This window comes from Micromonospora sp. NPDC005806, assembly GCF_042871425.1.
GTDB lineage: Bacteria > Actinomycetota > Actinomycetes > Mycobacteriales > Micromonosporaceae > Micromonospora.
Genome location: NZ_JBIAIL010000002.1, coordinates 160,151 through 175,469, shown reverse-complemented (window position 1 = coordinate 175,469; position 15,319 = coordinate 160,151). Strand labels below are relative to the sequence as shown.

Sequence of the window (15,319 nt, the reverse complement as noted above, 5' to 3'; positions counted from 1 at the left end):
GGGTGATCGTCGTGTGCAATTCGCGGGGAAGTGATCACTGATGCTCACCGGACTGTTCGCCGCCGCCCTGGCCGACCCGGCGCTCGCCCGGGCGCGTGACCTGGCGCGCTCCGGTGCCGCCCAGGTCGACGGCCTCGACCTCACCGCGCCGGCCGCGCTGCGCCCGTTCGCCGTTGCCGCGGTCGCGGCGGACGAGCCGGCCGGCGGCGCCGGGCGGCCCGTGCTCGCCGTCACCGCCACCACCCGCGAGGCAGACGACCTCGCCTCGGCGCTCGGCAGCCTGCTGCCGTCGGAGCAGGTCGCGGTCTTCCCGTCCTGGGAGACGCTGCCGCACGAGCGGCTCTCGCCCCGCTCCGACACGGTCGGGCGGCGGCTGGCCGTGCTGCGCCGGCTGGCCCACCCCGAGTCGGCCGACGCGCACGGGCGCACCGGACCGCTGCGGGTGGTCGTGGCGCCCGTCCGGTCCCTGCTCCAGCCGCAGCTCAAGGGGCTCGGCGACCTGGAGCCGGTGCAGCTCGCGGCCGGCGACGAGGCGGACCTGGAGGACGTCGCGCGCCGGCTCATCGACATGGCGTACGCCCGGGTCGACCTGGTCACCAAGCGGGGCGAGTTCGCCGTGCGCGGCGGCATCCTGGACGTCTTCCCGCCCACCGACGAGCACCCGTCCCGGGTCGAGTTCTGGGGCGACGAGGTGGAGGAGATCCGCACCTTCGCCGTCGCCGACCAGCGCACCATCGAGGGCGTCCCGCTGCTCTGGGCGCCGCCCTGCCGGGAGCTGCTGCTCACCCCGTCCGTCCGGAAGCGGGCCGCCGCGCTGGCCCAGGAGCATCCCGAGCTGGCCGAGATCCTCGACAAGCTCGCCGAGGGCATCCCGGTCGAGGGCATGGAGTCCCTCGCGCCGGCGCTGATCGGCGCCGACTCGATGGAGCTGCTGCTGGACTGCATGCCGGCCGGCACGCACGTGCTGCTCTGCGACCCGGAGCGGATCCGCACCCGGGCACACGACCTGGTCCGTACCTCCGACGAGTTCCTCCAGGCCAGCTGGGCCGCGGCCGCCGTCGGGGGCCAGGCCCCGGTCGACCTCGGCGCCGCCGCCTTCCGGACCCTGGCGGACGTACGCACGGCGGCCCGGGGTCGGCGCCAGCCCTGGTGGACCCTCGCGCCGTTCGGCCTGGTCGAGGCGGAGGCCGTGCCCGCCCGGCAACCCTGGGAGGACGAGCCGAGCGAGGTGGACGTCACCCCCGACGATGCGATCGCGGTGACCCTGGCCGCCCAGCCCGCTCCGCTCTACCACGGCGAGACCGCCCGGGTGGTCGACGACCTGAAGCGCTGGGCCGGCGAGGGCTGGTCGATCGCGCTGGTCTTCGAGGGGCACGGTCCCGCCCAACGGGCCGTCGAGGTGCTCCGCGACGCCGGGCTCGGCGCCCGGCTCACCGAGGAGGTGCCGGCCGCGCCCGCCCCCGGCGAGCTGCTGGTCTCCTGCGGTTGCCTGACCGCCGGGTTCGTCGACGAGGCGTCCCGGTTCGTGCTGCTCACCGGCAACGACGTGACCGGCGGCCGGGGCACCTCGACCCGGGACATGCGCAAGCTGCCGAGCCGGCGGCGCAACACCATCGACCCGCTGGAGCTCAAGGCCGGCGACCACGTGGTGCACGAGCAGCACGGCATCGGGCGGTACGTCGAGCTCGTGCAGCGCACGGTCAACGGCGCCTCCCGGGAGTACCTGGTCATCGAGTACGCCCCGAGCAAGCGCGGCCAGCCCGGCGACCGCCTGTTCGTCCCCACCGACCAGCTCGACCAGCTCTCCCGCTACGTCGGCGGCGAGCAGCCCACCCTGCACAAGATGGGCGGCTCGGACTGGCAGAAGTCGAAGGCCCGGGCCCGCAAGGCGGTCCGCGAGATCGCCGCCCAGCTCATCCAGCTCTACGCGGCCCGGAAGGCGTCCAAGGGGCACAACTTCGGCCCGGACACCCCGTGGCAGCGGGAACTGGAGGACGCCTTCCCCTGGCAGGAGACGCCCGACCAGCTCGCCGCCATCGAGGAGGTCAAGCGGGACATGGAGCAGACCGTCCCGATGGACCGCCTGATCTGCGGCGATGTCGGGTACGGCAAGACCGAGATCGCGGTCCGCGCGGCGTTCAAGGCGGTGCAGGACGGCAAGCAGGTGGGCGTGCTGGTGCCCACCACCCTGCTGGTGCAGCAGCACTACAACACCTTCGCCGAGCGGATGGGCCAGTTCCCGGTGACCATCCGGCAGCTCTCCCGGTTCCAGACGCCGAAGGAGACCGAGCAGACCCTGGGGATGGTCGCCGACGGCACCGCCGACATCGTCATCGGCACCCACCGGCTGCTCCAGTCGGCCACCCGGTTCAAGCAGCTGGGGCTGGTCATCATCGACGAGGAGCAGCGCTTCGGCGTCGAGCACAAGGAGCACCTGAAGACGCTGCGCGCGTCGGTCGACGTGCTGGCCATGTCGGCCACCCCGATCCCGCGCACGCTGGAGATGGCGATCACCGGCATCCGGGAGATGTCCACGATCGCCACCCCGCCGGAGGAGCGGCACCCGGTGCTCACCTTCGTCGGGGCGTACGACGACAAGCAGGTGGCCGCCTCCATCCACCGCGAGCTGCTCCGCGACGGCCAGGTCTTCTACCTGCACAACCGGGTCGAGTCGATCGAGAAGGCGGCCCGGCGGATCCGCGAGCTGGTGCCGGAGGCCCGGGTCGCGGTGGCGCACGGACAGATGAGCGAGGAAGCGCTCGAGAAGGTCATGGTCGGCTTCTGGGAGAAGGAGTTCGACGTCCTGGTCTGCACCACCATCGTGGAGTCCGGCATCGACATCCCGAACGCCAACACCCTGATCGTGGAGCGGGCCGACCTGCTCGGCCTGGCCCAGCTGCACCAGATCCGCGGCCGGGTCGGCCGGGGTCGGGAGCGGGCGTACGCGTACTTCCTCTACCCGTCGGACCGGCCGCTCACCGAGAACGCGCACGAGCGGTTGGCCACCATCGCCCAGCACACCGAGCTGGGGGCCGGCATGTACGTGGCGATGAAGGACCTGGAGATCCGGGGCGCCGGCAACCTGCTCGGCGGTGAGCAGTCCGGCCACATCGAGGGCGTCGGCTTCGACCTCTACGTCCGGATGGTCGGCGAGGCGGTCTCCGCGTTCAAGGGCGAGCACCCGGAGGAGGAGATCGAGGTCAAGGTCGACCTGCCGGTCGACGCGCACCTGCCCCACGACTACATCGGCGTGGAGCGGCTGCGCCTGGAGATGTACCGCAAGCTCGCCGAGGCCCGCGACGAGGAGCGGCTGCGCGAGGTGGTCGCCGAGATGACCGACCGGTACGGCGAGCCGCCCGCCCCGGTGCAGAACCTGGTCGCGGTGGCCCGGTTCCGGCTGCTGGCCCGCCGGTACGGCCTCTCCGACGTCTCGCTGCAGGGCAAGCACATCCGGTTCGGCCCGCTGCCGCTGCCCGACTCGAAGCAGCTGCGGCTCAAGCGCTACCACCCGGACTCGGTCTACAAGCAGGCGCTCGACCAGGTCAGCGTGCCCCGGCCGAACACCCGCCGGGTGGGCGGCGAGCCGCTGCGCGACCAGGCGCTGCTGGAGTGGTGCGCCCAGTTGCTCTCCGACGTCCTCGGCGAGCCCCAGGAGCTGGCCGGTTCTGCCAGCCCCGCAGTGGCGAGCGGACGATGACGCAGCGAGCCGGCGACGGCCCAGCCGGCCGGGGCGGGTGCGCGGTGAGGTGGGCGGCGTCACAACCCCGTACCGGGCGTGAGAGAGTGGCCGTCATGCGTGCTCGCCGTCTCACCGCCGCCGCCAGCGTCGCGGCCCTCGCTGTGCTCTCTCTCGCCGCCTGCGCCCGGTCCGCCCCAGGTGTCGCCGCGTACGTGGGGGACACCTCCTACTCGATCGACCGGGTCAACGCCATCCGCGCCGAGGCCGCGCAGGCCTACGCAGGGGTGGTCAAGGCCGCCGAGCAGCAGGGCCAGACCGTGCCCGCCGAGCGGCGCCAGCTGGACCTGGACGGGCAGGACGTGGTGAACGTGCTGGTCGGTCTGGACCTGGGCAAGCGCATCGTCGCCGAGAAGAAGCTCGAGGTGCCCGACCAGATCAGCGCTGCGCAGATCGGCCAGGCGCTGAACGTGCCGAACACCGAGTACGCGAGCCTCGCCGCCGAGTGGTACAACATGTTCGGCGCGCTAGGCCAAGGGCTGCCGAAGGCGGAGCTGACGGACGCGGACCGCACTGCGGTGTACGGCGCGCTGGTCAAGGCGAACGTGGCCCCGCCCGGCTGGTCCGCCGACGAGCAGCGGCAGGCCTTCGCCGACCCGTCCATCGCCTCTCAGGTCTCGGCCGTGGTCGGCCTCAGCGAGGCGCTGAAGGCCGAGGTCGACCGGCAAGACGTCCGGATCAACCCGCGCTACCCGTCCCTGGCCGTGCCCGCCCTGTTCCAGCTGCAGAACATCCGCCTGTACGACCTGCCGTACGTGGACGGGGCGGACCAGGTGACCGACGTCTCCACCCCGGAGCCGGAGGTCACCGACTCGACCGAGGCCAACCCGTCGACCGGCCCGGCCACCACCTGAGCATGACCGCACGGATCGTCCTGCTGGTCACCTCGCCCCGGCTGCCGGCCGGCCTGCTGACCGCGGCCGCCTGGGACGTCGTACGCTCCGCGCCGGTGCTGGCCGGCGCGGAGAGCGAGCTGACCGCAGTGGTCCGCACGGCGGGCGCCGAGGTGACCGTGCTGACCGAGGGCGCGACGCAGGCGCTGCTCGACGCGGTCGCGGCGCGCGGCGCGGCGGTCTGGCTGGCCGGGCCGACCGGCGACGAGGCCCTCGCCCGGGAGCTGGGGCTGCGGTTGGCCCGCGAGCCGGGCCTGGCTGAGCTGGAGCTGATGTACGGATCCTGGGACCCGCCGGGCGCCCGGCTGCTCGACGCGGTCGAGGTGATGGACCGGCTCGCCTCTCCCGGGGGCGACCCATGGAAGCGCGCGCAGACGCACCGCAGCCTCGCCGGCTTCCTGCTGGAGGAGTGCTACGAGGCGTACGACGCGATCAGCGCCGACGACACCGACGCGCTCCGCGAGGAGCTGGGTGACGTGCTGCTCCAGGTGCTGCTGCACGCGCGGCTCGCCGAGGAGCTGCCCGAGGGGAAGCGCTGGACCGTCGACGACGTGGCCGGCGGCCTGGTCGACAAGATGGTCCGCCGCAACCCGCACGTCTTCTCCGGGGCCGAGGCCGCGTCGATCGAGGAGATCGAGGCGAACTGGGAGCGGATCAAGCGGGCCGAGAAGACCCGCGAGTCGGTGCTGGACGGCATCGCGATGAGCCAGCCGGCCCTCGCCCTGGCCGCGAAGATCCTCGACCGGGCCGCCCGGATCGGCCTGGCCGTGCCCCCGCCGCTCGCCGAGTCCCAGGTGGACCCGGAGGCCCGCCTCGGCGCCGGCCTGCTGGCCACGGTCGCCGCCGCGCGGCAGGCCGGCATCGACCCGGAGGCCGCTCTCCGCCGCGCCACCCTGGCGTATGCCGAGGCCGTCCGCGCCGCCGAGGCCGCCGCCCGCGCCGCCCACCCCGACCGGCCGAGCTGACCAGGAGGTCTGCGTCGGGAGCCGGACGTCCGCCGACGCGACCTTCTTGATCAAAAGCAGTCGGCCGGGGCGCCGGGCGATCGGTAGGGTCTTCGGCATGGAAGAGTTCGTGCCGCTTGCCGAGCGGATCGTGGAGGCGTTGCTGGAGAGCCGGCCGGGGCTGGCCACGTCGGCCGGGGACCACCGCTACGACGACCGCTTGCCCGACCTCTCCGCCGACGGCCTCGCCGCCGACCAGGCGATGCTCCGGGACGCGGCCGACGCGCTCTCCGAGATCGACCCGGATTCGCTCGACGTCGAGGAGCGGGTCGACCACGCGCTGCTGAGCAGCATGGTCGACCGGGGGCTGTTCGAGGCGACCGAGATCCGCGCCCACGAGTGGGATCCGCTGCGGCACAACCCGGGCCCGTTGCTGCACGCCCTGCTGGCCCGCCCGTTCGCGCCCGCCGAGGTGCGGCTCGAGAGCCTGGCCGGGCGGCTCTCCGCCGTACCGGACGCCCTGGCCACCGCGCGCGCGACGCTGCGCGACATGCCGCGGATCCACGCCGAGACGGCGGTCGGGCAGTTCACCGGCACGGCGGCGCTGATCCGCGACGAGCTGCCGGGGCTGCTGGCCGAGGCGCCGGCGCTGTTCGACCGGGTCGAGCCGACGGCCACGGCGGCGATCGCCGCGCTGGAGGAGTTCGTGGCCTGGCTGCGGATGGGCCTGGCCGCCGACGCCGGCCCGGGGCGCGACCCCCGGCTGGGCCGGCGGCGCTGGGAGGCGCGGCTCTGGCACACCCTCGACACCGAGCTGAGCGCCGCCGAGGTCCAGCGCCGGGCCTGGGACAACCTGGAGCGGGTCACCGCCGAGATCCGCGAGGCAGCCGTCGGGCTGGTCGGCGGCCCGGCCGACGACGAGACGGTACGCCGGGCGCTCGACCTGCTCGCCGCCGAGCACCCCGACGACGCGACCATCGTGGACCTCGCCTCGGTCACCCTCGACGAGACGACCGACTTCGTCCGCACGCACGACCTGGTCAGCCTGGTCGACGACCCGTGCGTGATCCAGGAGATGCCGGAGTTCGCCCGGGGCGTGGCGGTGGCCTACTGCGATTCGCCGGGTCCGCTGGAGACGGCGAACGTGCCGACCTTCTACTGCATCGCGCCCACCCCGGCGGACTGGCCGGCGCAGCGGGTCGAGTCGTTCTACCGCGAGTACAACGACCACATGATCCGGAACCTGACCGTGCACGAGGCGATGCCCGGCCACTTCCTCCAGCTCGCCCACGCCCGGCGGTACGCCGGCCCCACCCGGGTCCGGCCGCTCACCGAGTCGGGGGTGTTCGTCGAGGGCTGGGCGGTCTACACCGAGGAGCTGATGGCCGGCCTGGGCTTCGGCGGCCTGCCGGTCCGGCTCCAGCAGCTGAAGATGCAGCTCCGGATGACCATCAACGCGCTGCTCGACCAGCTGGTGCACTGCGAGGAGCTGCCCGAGGTGGAGGCGATGGCGCTGATGACCGGGCGCGGCTTCCAGGAGGAGGGCGAGGCGGCCGGCAAGTGGCGGCGGGCGCTGCTCACCTCCACCCAGCTCTCCACCTACTTCGTCGGCTACAGCGAGCTGGCCGACATCGCCCGCTCCCGTCCCGACGGGGTGTCGGTACGCGAGTGGCACGACGCGATGCTGGCGCACGACTGCCCGCCACCCCGCCACCTGCGGACGCTGCTGGGGGTGTGAGGAAGGGCCCCCAGTCAAACGGCGACGGCGTCGATCAGCCAGCGTGAGATGGAGTATGCCGGGGGTAGCTCGGCCGGCAGGGCGTCCACCGGGAACCAGCGCGCCTCGGTCAGCTCCCTCGGATCGACCACCGGCTCGGCGTCCGGGCCGGTGACGGTGGCGGTGAAGCCGGCCAGCAGGGTGCCCGGCCCGGACATCGCCCAGGGCTGGCTGTCGACGTAGGCGGGCCGGTCGATGGTCAGCCCGACCTCCTCGCCGACCTCCCGGTGCGCGGCCGCCTCCAGCGACTCGCCGGCCTCGACGAACCCGGCCACCAGCGCCCACAGCTCGGTCGGCCCGTACGCGTGCCGGACCAGGAGCAGCTCGTCGGGGCCGCCGTCCCGGCCGGGGCGGGTGATCGCCACCAGCACGGCGACGGAGAGCGGCACGAACACGGTCAGGTCGCAGCCGGGGCAGCGCCGCGCGGTCTCGCCCGGCACGTCGACCAGCTCGGTCCGGCAGGCCCCGCACCACCGGTGCGTACGCCGCCAGGTGACCACGGCGAGCGCCCGCCCGGCGAGGGTGGCCAGCGGTTCCGGCAGCTCGGCGGCGAGTCCCCGCCAGCCGCGCCAGCGCCCGGGCAGCGCGTCGGCGTCGACCACCTCGGCCGCCCAGGCGGGTGTCCCGTCGAGCGTGCCGACCGGCACCCAGTCGACGTCGGCGGGCAGGTCCTCGATCCGGGGCAGACCCCCGTCGGCCCCGGTCAGCAGCCTGCGCCCGGCCACCGGCAGGGCCAGGTCGCCGGGCGACGGCGGCCGGCTCCGGTCGGCGCCCGGAACGAAGCCGGCCGGGGCGGTGGGCCGGTCGGTCACGACGTGCTGGGCGGGCGGCGGTCGACCACGCCGGCTCCCGCCGGCACGTCGAAGGCGGTCGCCTCGACCGTGTCGGTGTAGCGGCTCAGGGTGACCTCCGCCGGTTTGCCGTCGAGCGTGCCGGTGAAGCTGCCCAGCACTCCCTCGGTGGTGACGCAGGCGTTGAAGTGCTCCCCGGACCGGGTGACGTCGACGCAGGTGGCGTGATGACCGGCCAGTGTGGTGTCGCTCTGGTCGATGACCGCCTCGGGGTCGAGGGCGGCGTCGGTGAGCAGGCGGATCACCGCCGGGGGCGTGACCAGGCCGTGCTTGCGGGCCTCGGTGTAGACGATCACCGACGGCTTGCCGGCGGTCAGCACCGGTGGCGACACCTCGCAGGAGGTACGCCCACCGACGTGCCCGCACCGGGTCACCGCCTCCTGGGTCACCGTGATCTTGCCATCCGGCCAGGTGTACGCGGAGCGCAGCGGGTTGGCGGTCTGCGCGATCGAGGCGCTGCGCCCGCCGGGGAGCTGGTAGTCGGCGGCCCAGGTCTGCTCCAGCGCCCGGTCCATCCGGGCGGCGAGGTCGTTCACCAGGTCGGCGCGCCCGAGTGCGACACCGGCGTCGTCGAGGGCCTGACAGCCGGTGACCGAGAGCGACGTGATGACCGAGGCGGCGAGCACGCGGAGAGTCGTCGAGGCGGCGGGCATGGTGCCCAGCCTTGTCGATCCACGCAACCTCGTGCAAACCCGTTGCCGGTTGAGGCCGGAGAATCCGGGAATGTCCGTCTGAATCGCCGCCGGACTGGGGGTTCGGGTGCGCCCCGAACGCCGTGCGCCCGAGCGGGGACCGATACGCTGCGTTCAACACCTGCCTCAGCCGCACCGTCGCGGCCCATACCGGACCGGAACACACAAACGAGGAGCGACTCAGTGGCAACCATCGAGGGAATCGTCGCCCGGGAGATCCTGGACTCGCGGGGCAACCCGACGGTCGAGGTCGAGGTCGGGCTCGACGACGGCACGATCGCCCGCGCCGCGGTGCCCTCCGGCGCCTCCACCGGCGCCTTCGAGGCGATCGAGCTGCGCGACGGTGACAAGGACCGCTACCAGGGCAAGGGTGTCGAGAACGCGGTCGCCAACATCGAGGACAAGATCGTCGACCAGCTCATCGGGTACGAGGCCAGCGAGCAGCGGCTGATCGACCAGAAGATGATCGACATCGACGGCACCGACAACAAGGCGGAGCTGGGCGCCAACGCCATCCTCGGCGTCTCCCTGGCCGTGGCGAAGGCCGCCGCCGGCAGTGCCGAGCTGAGCCTCTTCCGCTACCTGGGCGGCCCGAACGCGCACCTGCTGCCGGTGCCGATGATGAACATCCTCAACGGCGGCGCGCACGCCGACTCGAACGTCGACATCCAGGAGTTCATGATCGCGCCGATCGGCGCGCCCACCTTCCGCGACGCGCTGCGCTCCGGTGCCGAGGTCTACCACGCGCTCAAGTCGGTGCTGAAGAAGAAGGACCTGTCGACCGGCCTCGGCGACGAGGGCGGCTTCGCCCCGAACCTGCCCACCAACGCCGCCGCGCTGGACCTGATCGCCGAGGCGGTGGAGAAGGCCGGCTACCGGCTCGGCACCGACATCGTCTTCGCCCTGGACGTGGCCGCCACCGAGTTCTTCGACAACGGCACCTACACCTTCGAGAGCAGCGCGAAGACCGCCGAGGAGATGAGCAACTACTACACCAAGCTCGTCGGCGACTACCCGATCGTCTCCATCGAGGACCCGCTCTCCGAGGACGACTGGAGCGGCTGGGCGACCCTGACCGCGGCGCTCGGCGACCGGATCCAGATCGTCGGCGACGACCTCTTCGTCACCAACCCGCAGCGCATCGCGCGGGGCATCACCGAGAAGGCCGCCAACGCGGTGCTGGTGAAGGTCAACCAGATCGGCTCGCTCACCGAGACCCTGGACGCGGTCGACCTGGCCCACCGGGCCGGCTTCACGTGCATGATGAGCCACCGCTCCGGCGAGACCGAGGACACCACCATCGCCGACCTGGCGGTCGCCACCGGCTGCGGCCAGATCAAGACGGGTGCACCGGCCCGGTCCGACCGGGTCGCCAAGTACAACCAGCTCCTGCGGATCGAGGAGGAGCTGGCCGACGCGGCGCGGTACGCCGGCGCCGGCGCGTTCCCGCGCTACCGTTCGGCCTGAGCCGCAAGCTCCGGGGGAGGGGTGTGACGATGCAGCAGCGCCGCACACCGGGTGGTCAGCGTCCCGCCCGTCGGCCGGGTCAGGCCGGCCGACCGGGCGGTGCCCGGGCCCGGTCGTCGGTCCGCGAGGGCGGCGTCCGCGCCGAGCCGCGCGCCGCCGGCCGGTCACCCGCCGCCCGCGCCACCGACGGCGTACGCTCCGCGAGCCGTCCCGCGGCCGCCCGACGTACGGCGGCCGGCGGGGCGGTCAAGCGGCTCACCGCACCCCAACCCCGGCGCTTCACCGGGCGCGCCACCGTGCTCTTCGCGGTGCTGATCGCGCTCGCCCTCGCCTACACCTACCCGGTCCGGGTCTACCTGGACCAGCAGGCGGACATCGCGCGGATGGAGGCGTCCCAGGCCGACCAGCGTGAGCTGATCGAGGGCCTCTCGGCCGAGGCGGCCAAGTGGAAGGACTCGGCCTACATCGAAACACAGGCCCGGGAGCGCTTCTTCATGGTCCGGCCGGGCGAGACCCCGCTGGTGGTGCTCTCCGACCCGGAGGGGGCCGCCCGGGACGCCGGCAAGGGCGCGAAGCCGGGGCCGCCGAAACCGCCCGACCCCTGGTACGACACCCTGTGGTCGAGCGTGCGGGCGGCCAACGCCGAACGCCCCGACAAGTGAGCACCACCCGAGCACCGGGACGAGAGACAGGCACCGTGAGCGCGAGGAGTGAGCCGGGTCTGCGAGCCCCGCAGTCGCGAACGAAAGGCGACACCGTGAGCGTCGTACCACCGCAGGACCCGGCGGCGGATTCCGTACCCCCGCCGGAACGGCAACCGGCCACCGAGGCCGACCTGGCCGCGGTGGCCGCGCAGCTCGGTCGCCCGCCCCGCGGCACCCGCGCGGTGGCCCACCGCTGCCCGTGCGGGCTGCCGGACGTGGTGGAGACGACGCCCCGGCTGGCCGACGGCACGCCCTTCCCGACGTTGTTCTACCTGACCTGCCCGCGGGCGACCGCGGCGTGCAGCCGGCTCGAGTCGGCCGGGTTGATGAAGGAGATGGCCGAGCGGCTTGCCGAGGACCCGGAGCTGGCCGCCCGCTACCGGGCCGCGCACGAGGACTACCTGGCCCGCCGGGAGGCGATCGGCCAGGTGCCGGAGATCGCCGGCATCTCGGCCGGCGGCATGCCGGGGCGGGTGAAGTGCCTGCACGTGCACCTCGGGCACGCGCTCGCCGCCGGGCCGGGGGTCAACCCGTTCGGCGACGAGACCCTGGCGCTGGTGGAGAAGTGGTGGGCCGCCGGCCCGTGCGTGGACGTCCCGCCGGCGGAGTGAGATGACGGCCGCCCGCGAGATCACCGTCCGGCGGGCCCGCACCTCCGACGTGCGCGGCATCCGGCGGCTGGTCGACACCTACACCGACGACCGGCGGCTGCTCAGCAAGGCCACCGTCACCCTCTACGAGGACGTGCAGGAATTCCGGGTGGCGGTGAACCCGGACGGCGCGGTGGTCGGCTGCGGCGCACTGCACGTGATGTGGGAGGACCTCGCCGAGATCCGGACGGTGGCGGTCGACCCGGCCTGCCGGGGACACAAGCTCGGGCACCGGATCGTCGGCGAGCTGATCGACGCGGCCCGCGAGCTGGGCGTGGCCCGGATCTTCGTGCTGACCTTCGAGACCGGGTTCTTCGGCTCGTTCGGTTTCCGCGAGATCGACGGGGCGCCGGTGCCGCAGCCGGTATACGAGCAGCTCCTCCGCTCGTACGACGAGGGTGTCGCCGAGTTCCTCGACCTGGAACGGGTCAAGCCGAACACCCTCGGCAACACCCGGATGCTGCTGCGCCTCTGACGGCCACTGGACCGGCCCGGGCATCCTGACCGGATGCGGATCTTGCGGTGGGCCGGCCGCCTGGTTGTGTTCCGGGCGGACCTCGGCGACGACCGATCCGGCTCACAGCCGTCGCGGATGGGCCGCGAAGAACTCCCAGATCAGGTCGGTGGCCACCAGACCCGCGTCCGGCGCGGCGAGCTGTCCCGACGTCGCTCCCGGCCAGGAGTGCCCCATGTCGGAGAGGCTCCAGACCGTGACGTCGCTACCGTCGGCGCACCGTGCGTCGGCCCGGGTCACCCCGGCTCGGCCCGCCGGGCTCTTTGCCGGCACGGGCCGACATCCGAGCCGTTGCTGCCAGGTCCGCACCCCTTGGCGGAAGGTGTCGGCGAACCGGTCCTGGCCGCCGACGAAGGTGATGACCGAGACCGGGCGCTTCGGCACGTAGTCGTCCGGCTCGGTACGGGGGCCGCTGTACCCGCCACTGACCACGCCGATCGCCGCGAACAGACCAGTGGCCTCCACGGCGGCCCGGAAGCTCATGTCGCCACCGTTGGAGATGCCGGTGAGGTAGACCCGGGCCGGATCCACCCCCCAGGCGTCGATCAGGTGACCGGTGAGCGCGCTGAGGAACCCGACGTCGTCCGTCGACCCGCAGCAGATCAGGGCGTTGAATCCGCCGTCCTTCCCGTCCGGGTAGGCCACCAGGAAGTTCTCCCGGTCCGCCCGGGCGTCGAGGCCGGTCAGTTCCCGCATCGCGGCCCCGCTGCCTGGGTAGAAGTGCAGCGCGATCACCAGCGGTGACGGCAGGCTCGGGTCGTACCCGGGCGGGGCGTGCAGCAGATAGTCCCGATCCAGCTCGCCGTGGCGCAGGGTCAGCCGGTGATCCCCGGCCGCCGGCCGCTCGGCCTGCGGCGCGGAGGACGCCGACCCCGGGCCGGGCTCTCGCTCTCCGCCGCATGCCCCGCCTGAGAACGCCAGAACCAGTCCCGCCAGCACCGCGATCGTCCGCCGCACGCCCCGCCCTCCCCCGTCAAACCGACCTCCACCGTCGGGTCCGGGACACCGGCCGGTCAACCCTTTCGGTCCTCGCCGAAGCCGGGCACGCTGCTCCCATGCTGCGGCTGCACCTGGGACCGGCGGACCTGTGCCGAGTACGGTTCGTCGACCGGCTGCACCCGGTCGGCACGGCGATGCTGGCCTGCCAGGCGTTACACGACCCCACCGTCGCCGTCATGGCACCGGACCTCGCGTCGGCGGCCGATGCGGCGGTTTCCGCACGCGGTCTCCGCGGCGCCGTCTCGTCGCTGCGCCACCTGCTGCCGTCCCGCGGCCGGCTGCCCGACTTCCTCACCCCGTTCGACGGTCTGGACTCGGTGGCTGCGGGTCTGGCGGCGATCCGTGGCGCCCCTATCCGCCGGATACGGGCCGAGGTCACCACGGCGTACGCCGGAGTGGCCGCGACACCCCTACGGCGTGGGTTCGCGGCGGCCGACCCGGACGTGCTCGACCTGTTCGGCCGGGCGATCGACGCCTGGTTCGGGGCGGTGCTGGCGCCGCACTGGGCGGCGTTGACCGCCGTCCACCGTCGGCAGGTGGCGGACGCCGCGCACCGGCTCGCGCTGGGAGGCTTGGCAAGCCTCTTCGACGGTCTGCATCCGGCGATCCGGTGGCGACCCCCTGTGCTGGAGGTGCGCACCTGGTGGAGCGGAAATGTCACCGGCAGCGGGGAGGGGCTGGTGCTGCTCCCCTCGCCGGTGGCCGGTCCGCTTCCGCGGGTCCTGGTGGAACCGGACCGGCCGGTCCTGCTCGTGTACCCCGCCGCGATGCCGGCCGGGGCCGCCGGCCTGGCGGCCGCTCCGCTGGCCGGGGTGCTGGGCACCACCCGGGCGGCGGTGCTGGGTCGCCTCGCCGAGCCCGGCGGGCGCACCACCACGGACCTCGCCCGGGCCGTCGGGATCAGCCTCTCCTCGGCCTCGGAGCACGCCACCGCCCTGCGATCCGCCGGCCTGGTCACCACCGAGCGCGTCGGCGGGGCGGCCCGGCACCGGCTGACCCCGCTCGGCGCGCACCTGCTGGGCTGCCCTCCCGGTGCGGGCGAGCGTTCCGACGGCTGAGCCACCCCGCAGGCGGCAACCGCGTCCGCCCTTCCCGGCCTGCGCGGTCGTACCGTCCGGCGGTGCGGGCATGCTGCCGTAGGGTTGCTGCCGTGACGACGCGCGTGGCCGCCATCGACTGCGGGACCAACTCGATCCGACTGCTGGTCGCCGACCTGCCCGACCCGTCCGCCGGGCCCGAGGCGCCCCTGGCGGACGTGACCCGCCGGATGGAGATCGTCCGGCTGGGTCAGGGCGTCGACAAGACCGGCCGGCTGGCCCCCGAGGCGATCGAGCGGACCCGGGTGGCGCTCGCCGACTACGCGGCGGAGATCGAGAAGCTGGGCGCCGAGCAGGTGCGGATGTGCGCCACCTCGGCGACCCGGGACGCGGCGAACGCGGCCGACTTCCGGGCCATGGTGGAGCAGACCCTCGGCGTGGCGCCCGAGGTGGTCACCGGCGACGAGGAGGCCCGGCTCTCGTTCACCGGCGCGGTGCGCGGGCTGCCGGCCGACGCGCGACCGCCGTACCTGGTGGTCGACATCGGCGGCGGCTCGACCGAGTTCGTGGTCGGCACCCGGGAGGGCGGCGTCCGGGCGGCCGTGTCGATGGACATCGGCTGTGTCCGGATGACCGAGCGGCACCTGCACGGCGACCCGCCCGGCCTCGACGAGGTGGCCGCCGCGCAGGCCGACATCGCCGTCGCGGTGGACCGCGCGCTGGAGGTCGTGCCGGGCCGCGAGGCCGCCACCCTGGTCGGCCTCGCCGGGTCGGTCACCACCGTGGTCGCCATCGCACAGGGGCTCCGGGAGTACGACCCGGCGCGCATCCACCACGCCCGGGTGTCGTACGAGCAGGTCGCCGAGGTCACCGCCGACCTGCTGGCGAAGACCCGCGAGCAGCGGCTGGCCATTCCGGTGATGCACCCCGGCCGGGCCGACGTGATCGGCGCGGGTGCCCTGGTGCTCCGAGTGATCATGGAGCGCGCCGGGATGCCCTCGGTGGTCGCCTCCGAGCACGACATCCTCGACGGCATCGCCTGGTCCCTGGCCTGA

Annotated in this window: 13 protein-coding genes; 10 read left to right on the top strand and 3 right to left on the bottom strand. The window is 73.8% G+C overall.

What is annotated here, in order from left to right; translation table 11 throughout:
• The first annotated feature begins 40 nt into the window (after positions 1-40).
• The 4 genes from mfd (at position 41) to ACFYOS_RS03340 (ending at position 7,311) form a co-directional block, all read left to right on the top strand.
• The gene (gene mfd, locus ACFYOS_RS03355) at positions 41-3,697 is read left to right on the top strand and encodes a transcription-repair coupling factor (RefSeq protein ID WP_387135625.1); all 3,657 of its coding nucleotides are present in this window, start codon (positions 41-43) and stop codon (positions 3,695-3,697) included.
• A gap of 95 nt (positions 3,698-3,792) precedes the next feature.
• Positions 3,793-4,590, top strand: coding sequence for a hypothetical protein (locus tag ACFYOS_RS03350; protein ID WP_387135623.1), 798 nt, complete (start codon positions 3,793-3,795; stop codon positions 4,588-4,590).
• 2 nt (positions 4,591-4,592) lie between these two features.
• Entirely contained in the window at positions 4,593-5,594 is a 1,002-nt protein-coding gene (locus ACFYOS_RS03345; protein ID WP_387135621.1) for a nucleoside triphosphate pyrophosphohydrolase, read from the top strand.
• 97 nt (positions 5,595-5,691) lie between these two features.
• Entirely contained in the window at positions 5,692-7,311 is a 1,620-nt protein-coding gene (locus tag ACFYOS_RS03340; RefSeq protein ID WP_387135619.1) for a DUF885 domain-containing protein, read from the top strand.
• 14 nt (positions 7,312-7,325) lie between these two features.
• Here ACFYOS_RS03340 and ACFYOS_RS03335 read toward each other — a convergent pair whose 3' ends face one another.
• Both ACFYOS_RS03335 and ACFYOS_RS03330 read right to left on the bottom strand, forming a co-directional pair.
• A complete protein-coding gene (locus ACFYOS_RS03335) occupies positions 7,326-8,162 on the bottom strand; it encodes an NAD(+) diphosphatase (protein WP_387135617.1) in 837 nt (278 codons plus the stop codon).
• Positions 8,159-8,854: a hypothetical protein gene (locus tag ACFYOS_RS03330; RefSeq protein WP_387135615.1), complete on the bottom strand. Its 696-nt coding sequence runs from the start codon at positions 8,852-8,854 to the stop codon at positions 8,159-8,161. The genes ACFYOS_RS03335 and ACFYOS_RS03330 overlap by 4 nt, the downstream gene beginning before the upstream one ends.
• A 222-nt stretch (positions 8,855-9,076) precedes the next feature.
• Here ACFYOS_RS03330 and eno point away from each other — a divergent pair, with 222 nt between their 5' ends.
• The 4 genes from eno to ACFYOS_RS03310 all read left to right on the top strand — a co-directional run bounded on the left by eno (position 9,077) and on the right by ACFYOS_RS03310 (position 12,189).
• Positions 9,077-10,360, top strand: coding sequence for a phosphopyruvate hydratase (gene eno / locus ACFYOS_RS03325; protein ID WP_387135613.1), 1,284 nt, complete (start codon positions 9,077-9,079; stop codon positions 10,358-10,360).
• A 29-nt stretch (positions 10,361-10,389) separates the two neighbouring features.
• On the top strand, positions 10,390-11,022 hold the full coding sequence (locus ACFYOS_RS03320; RefSeq protein ID WP_387135611.1) for a septum formation initiator family protein: 633 nt from the start codon (positions 10,390-10,392) through the stop codon (positions 11,020-11,022).
• Positions 11,023-11,117: 95 nt separating this feature from the next.
• Entirely contained in the window at positions 11,118-11,675 is a 558-nt protein-coding gene (locus ACFYOS_RS03315; protein WP_387135609.1) for a DUF501 domain-containing protein, read from the top strand.
• A gap of 1 nt (position 11,676) precedes the next feature.
• Positions 11,677-12,189, top strand: a complete 513-nt coding sequence (locus tag ACFYOS_RS03310; RefSeq protein WP_387135607.1) for an amino-acid N-acetyltransferase — start codon at positions 11,677-11,679, stop codon at positions 12,187-12,189.
• Positions 12,190-12,291: 102 nt separating this feature from the next.
• Here ACFYOS_RS03310 and ACFYOS_RS03305 read toward each other — a convergent pair whose 3' ends face one another.
• Positions 12,292-13,185, bottom strand: a complete 894-nt coding sequence (locus tag ACFYOS_RS03305; protein WP_387135605.1) for an alpha/beta hydrolase family esterase — start codon at positions 13,183-13,185, stop codon at positions 12,292-12,294.
• A 98-nt stretch (positions 13,186-13,283) separates the two neighbouring features.
• On the opposite strand from ACFYOS_RS03305, the gene ACFYOS_RS03300 reads away from it, so the two are divergent.
• A complete protein-coding gene (locus ACFYOS_RS03300) occupies positions 13,284-14,285 on the top strand; it encodes an ArsR/SmtB family transcription factor (RefSeq protein ID WP_387135603.1) in 1,002 nt (333 codons plus the stop codon).
• A 104-nt stretch (positions 14,286-14,389) separates the two neighbouring features.
• A complete protein-coding gene (locus ACFYOS_RS03295; protein ID WP_387136044.1) occupies positions 14,390-15,319 on the top strand; it encodes an exopolyphosphatase in 930 nt (309 codons plus the stop codon).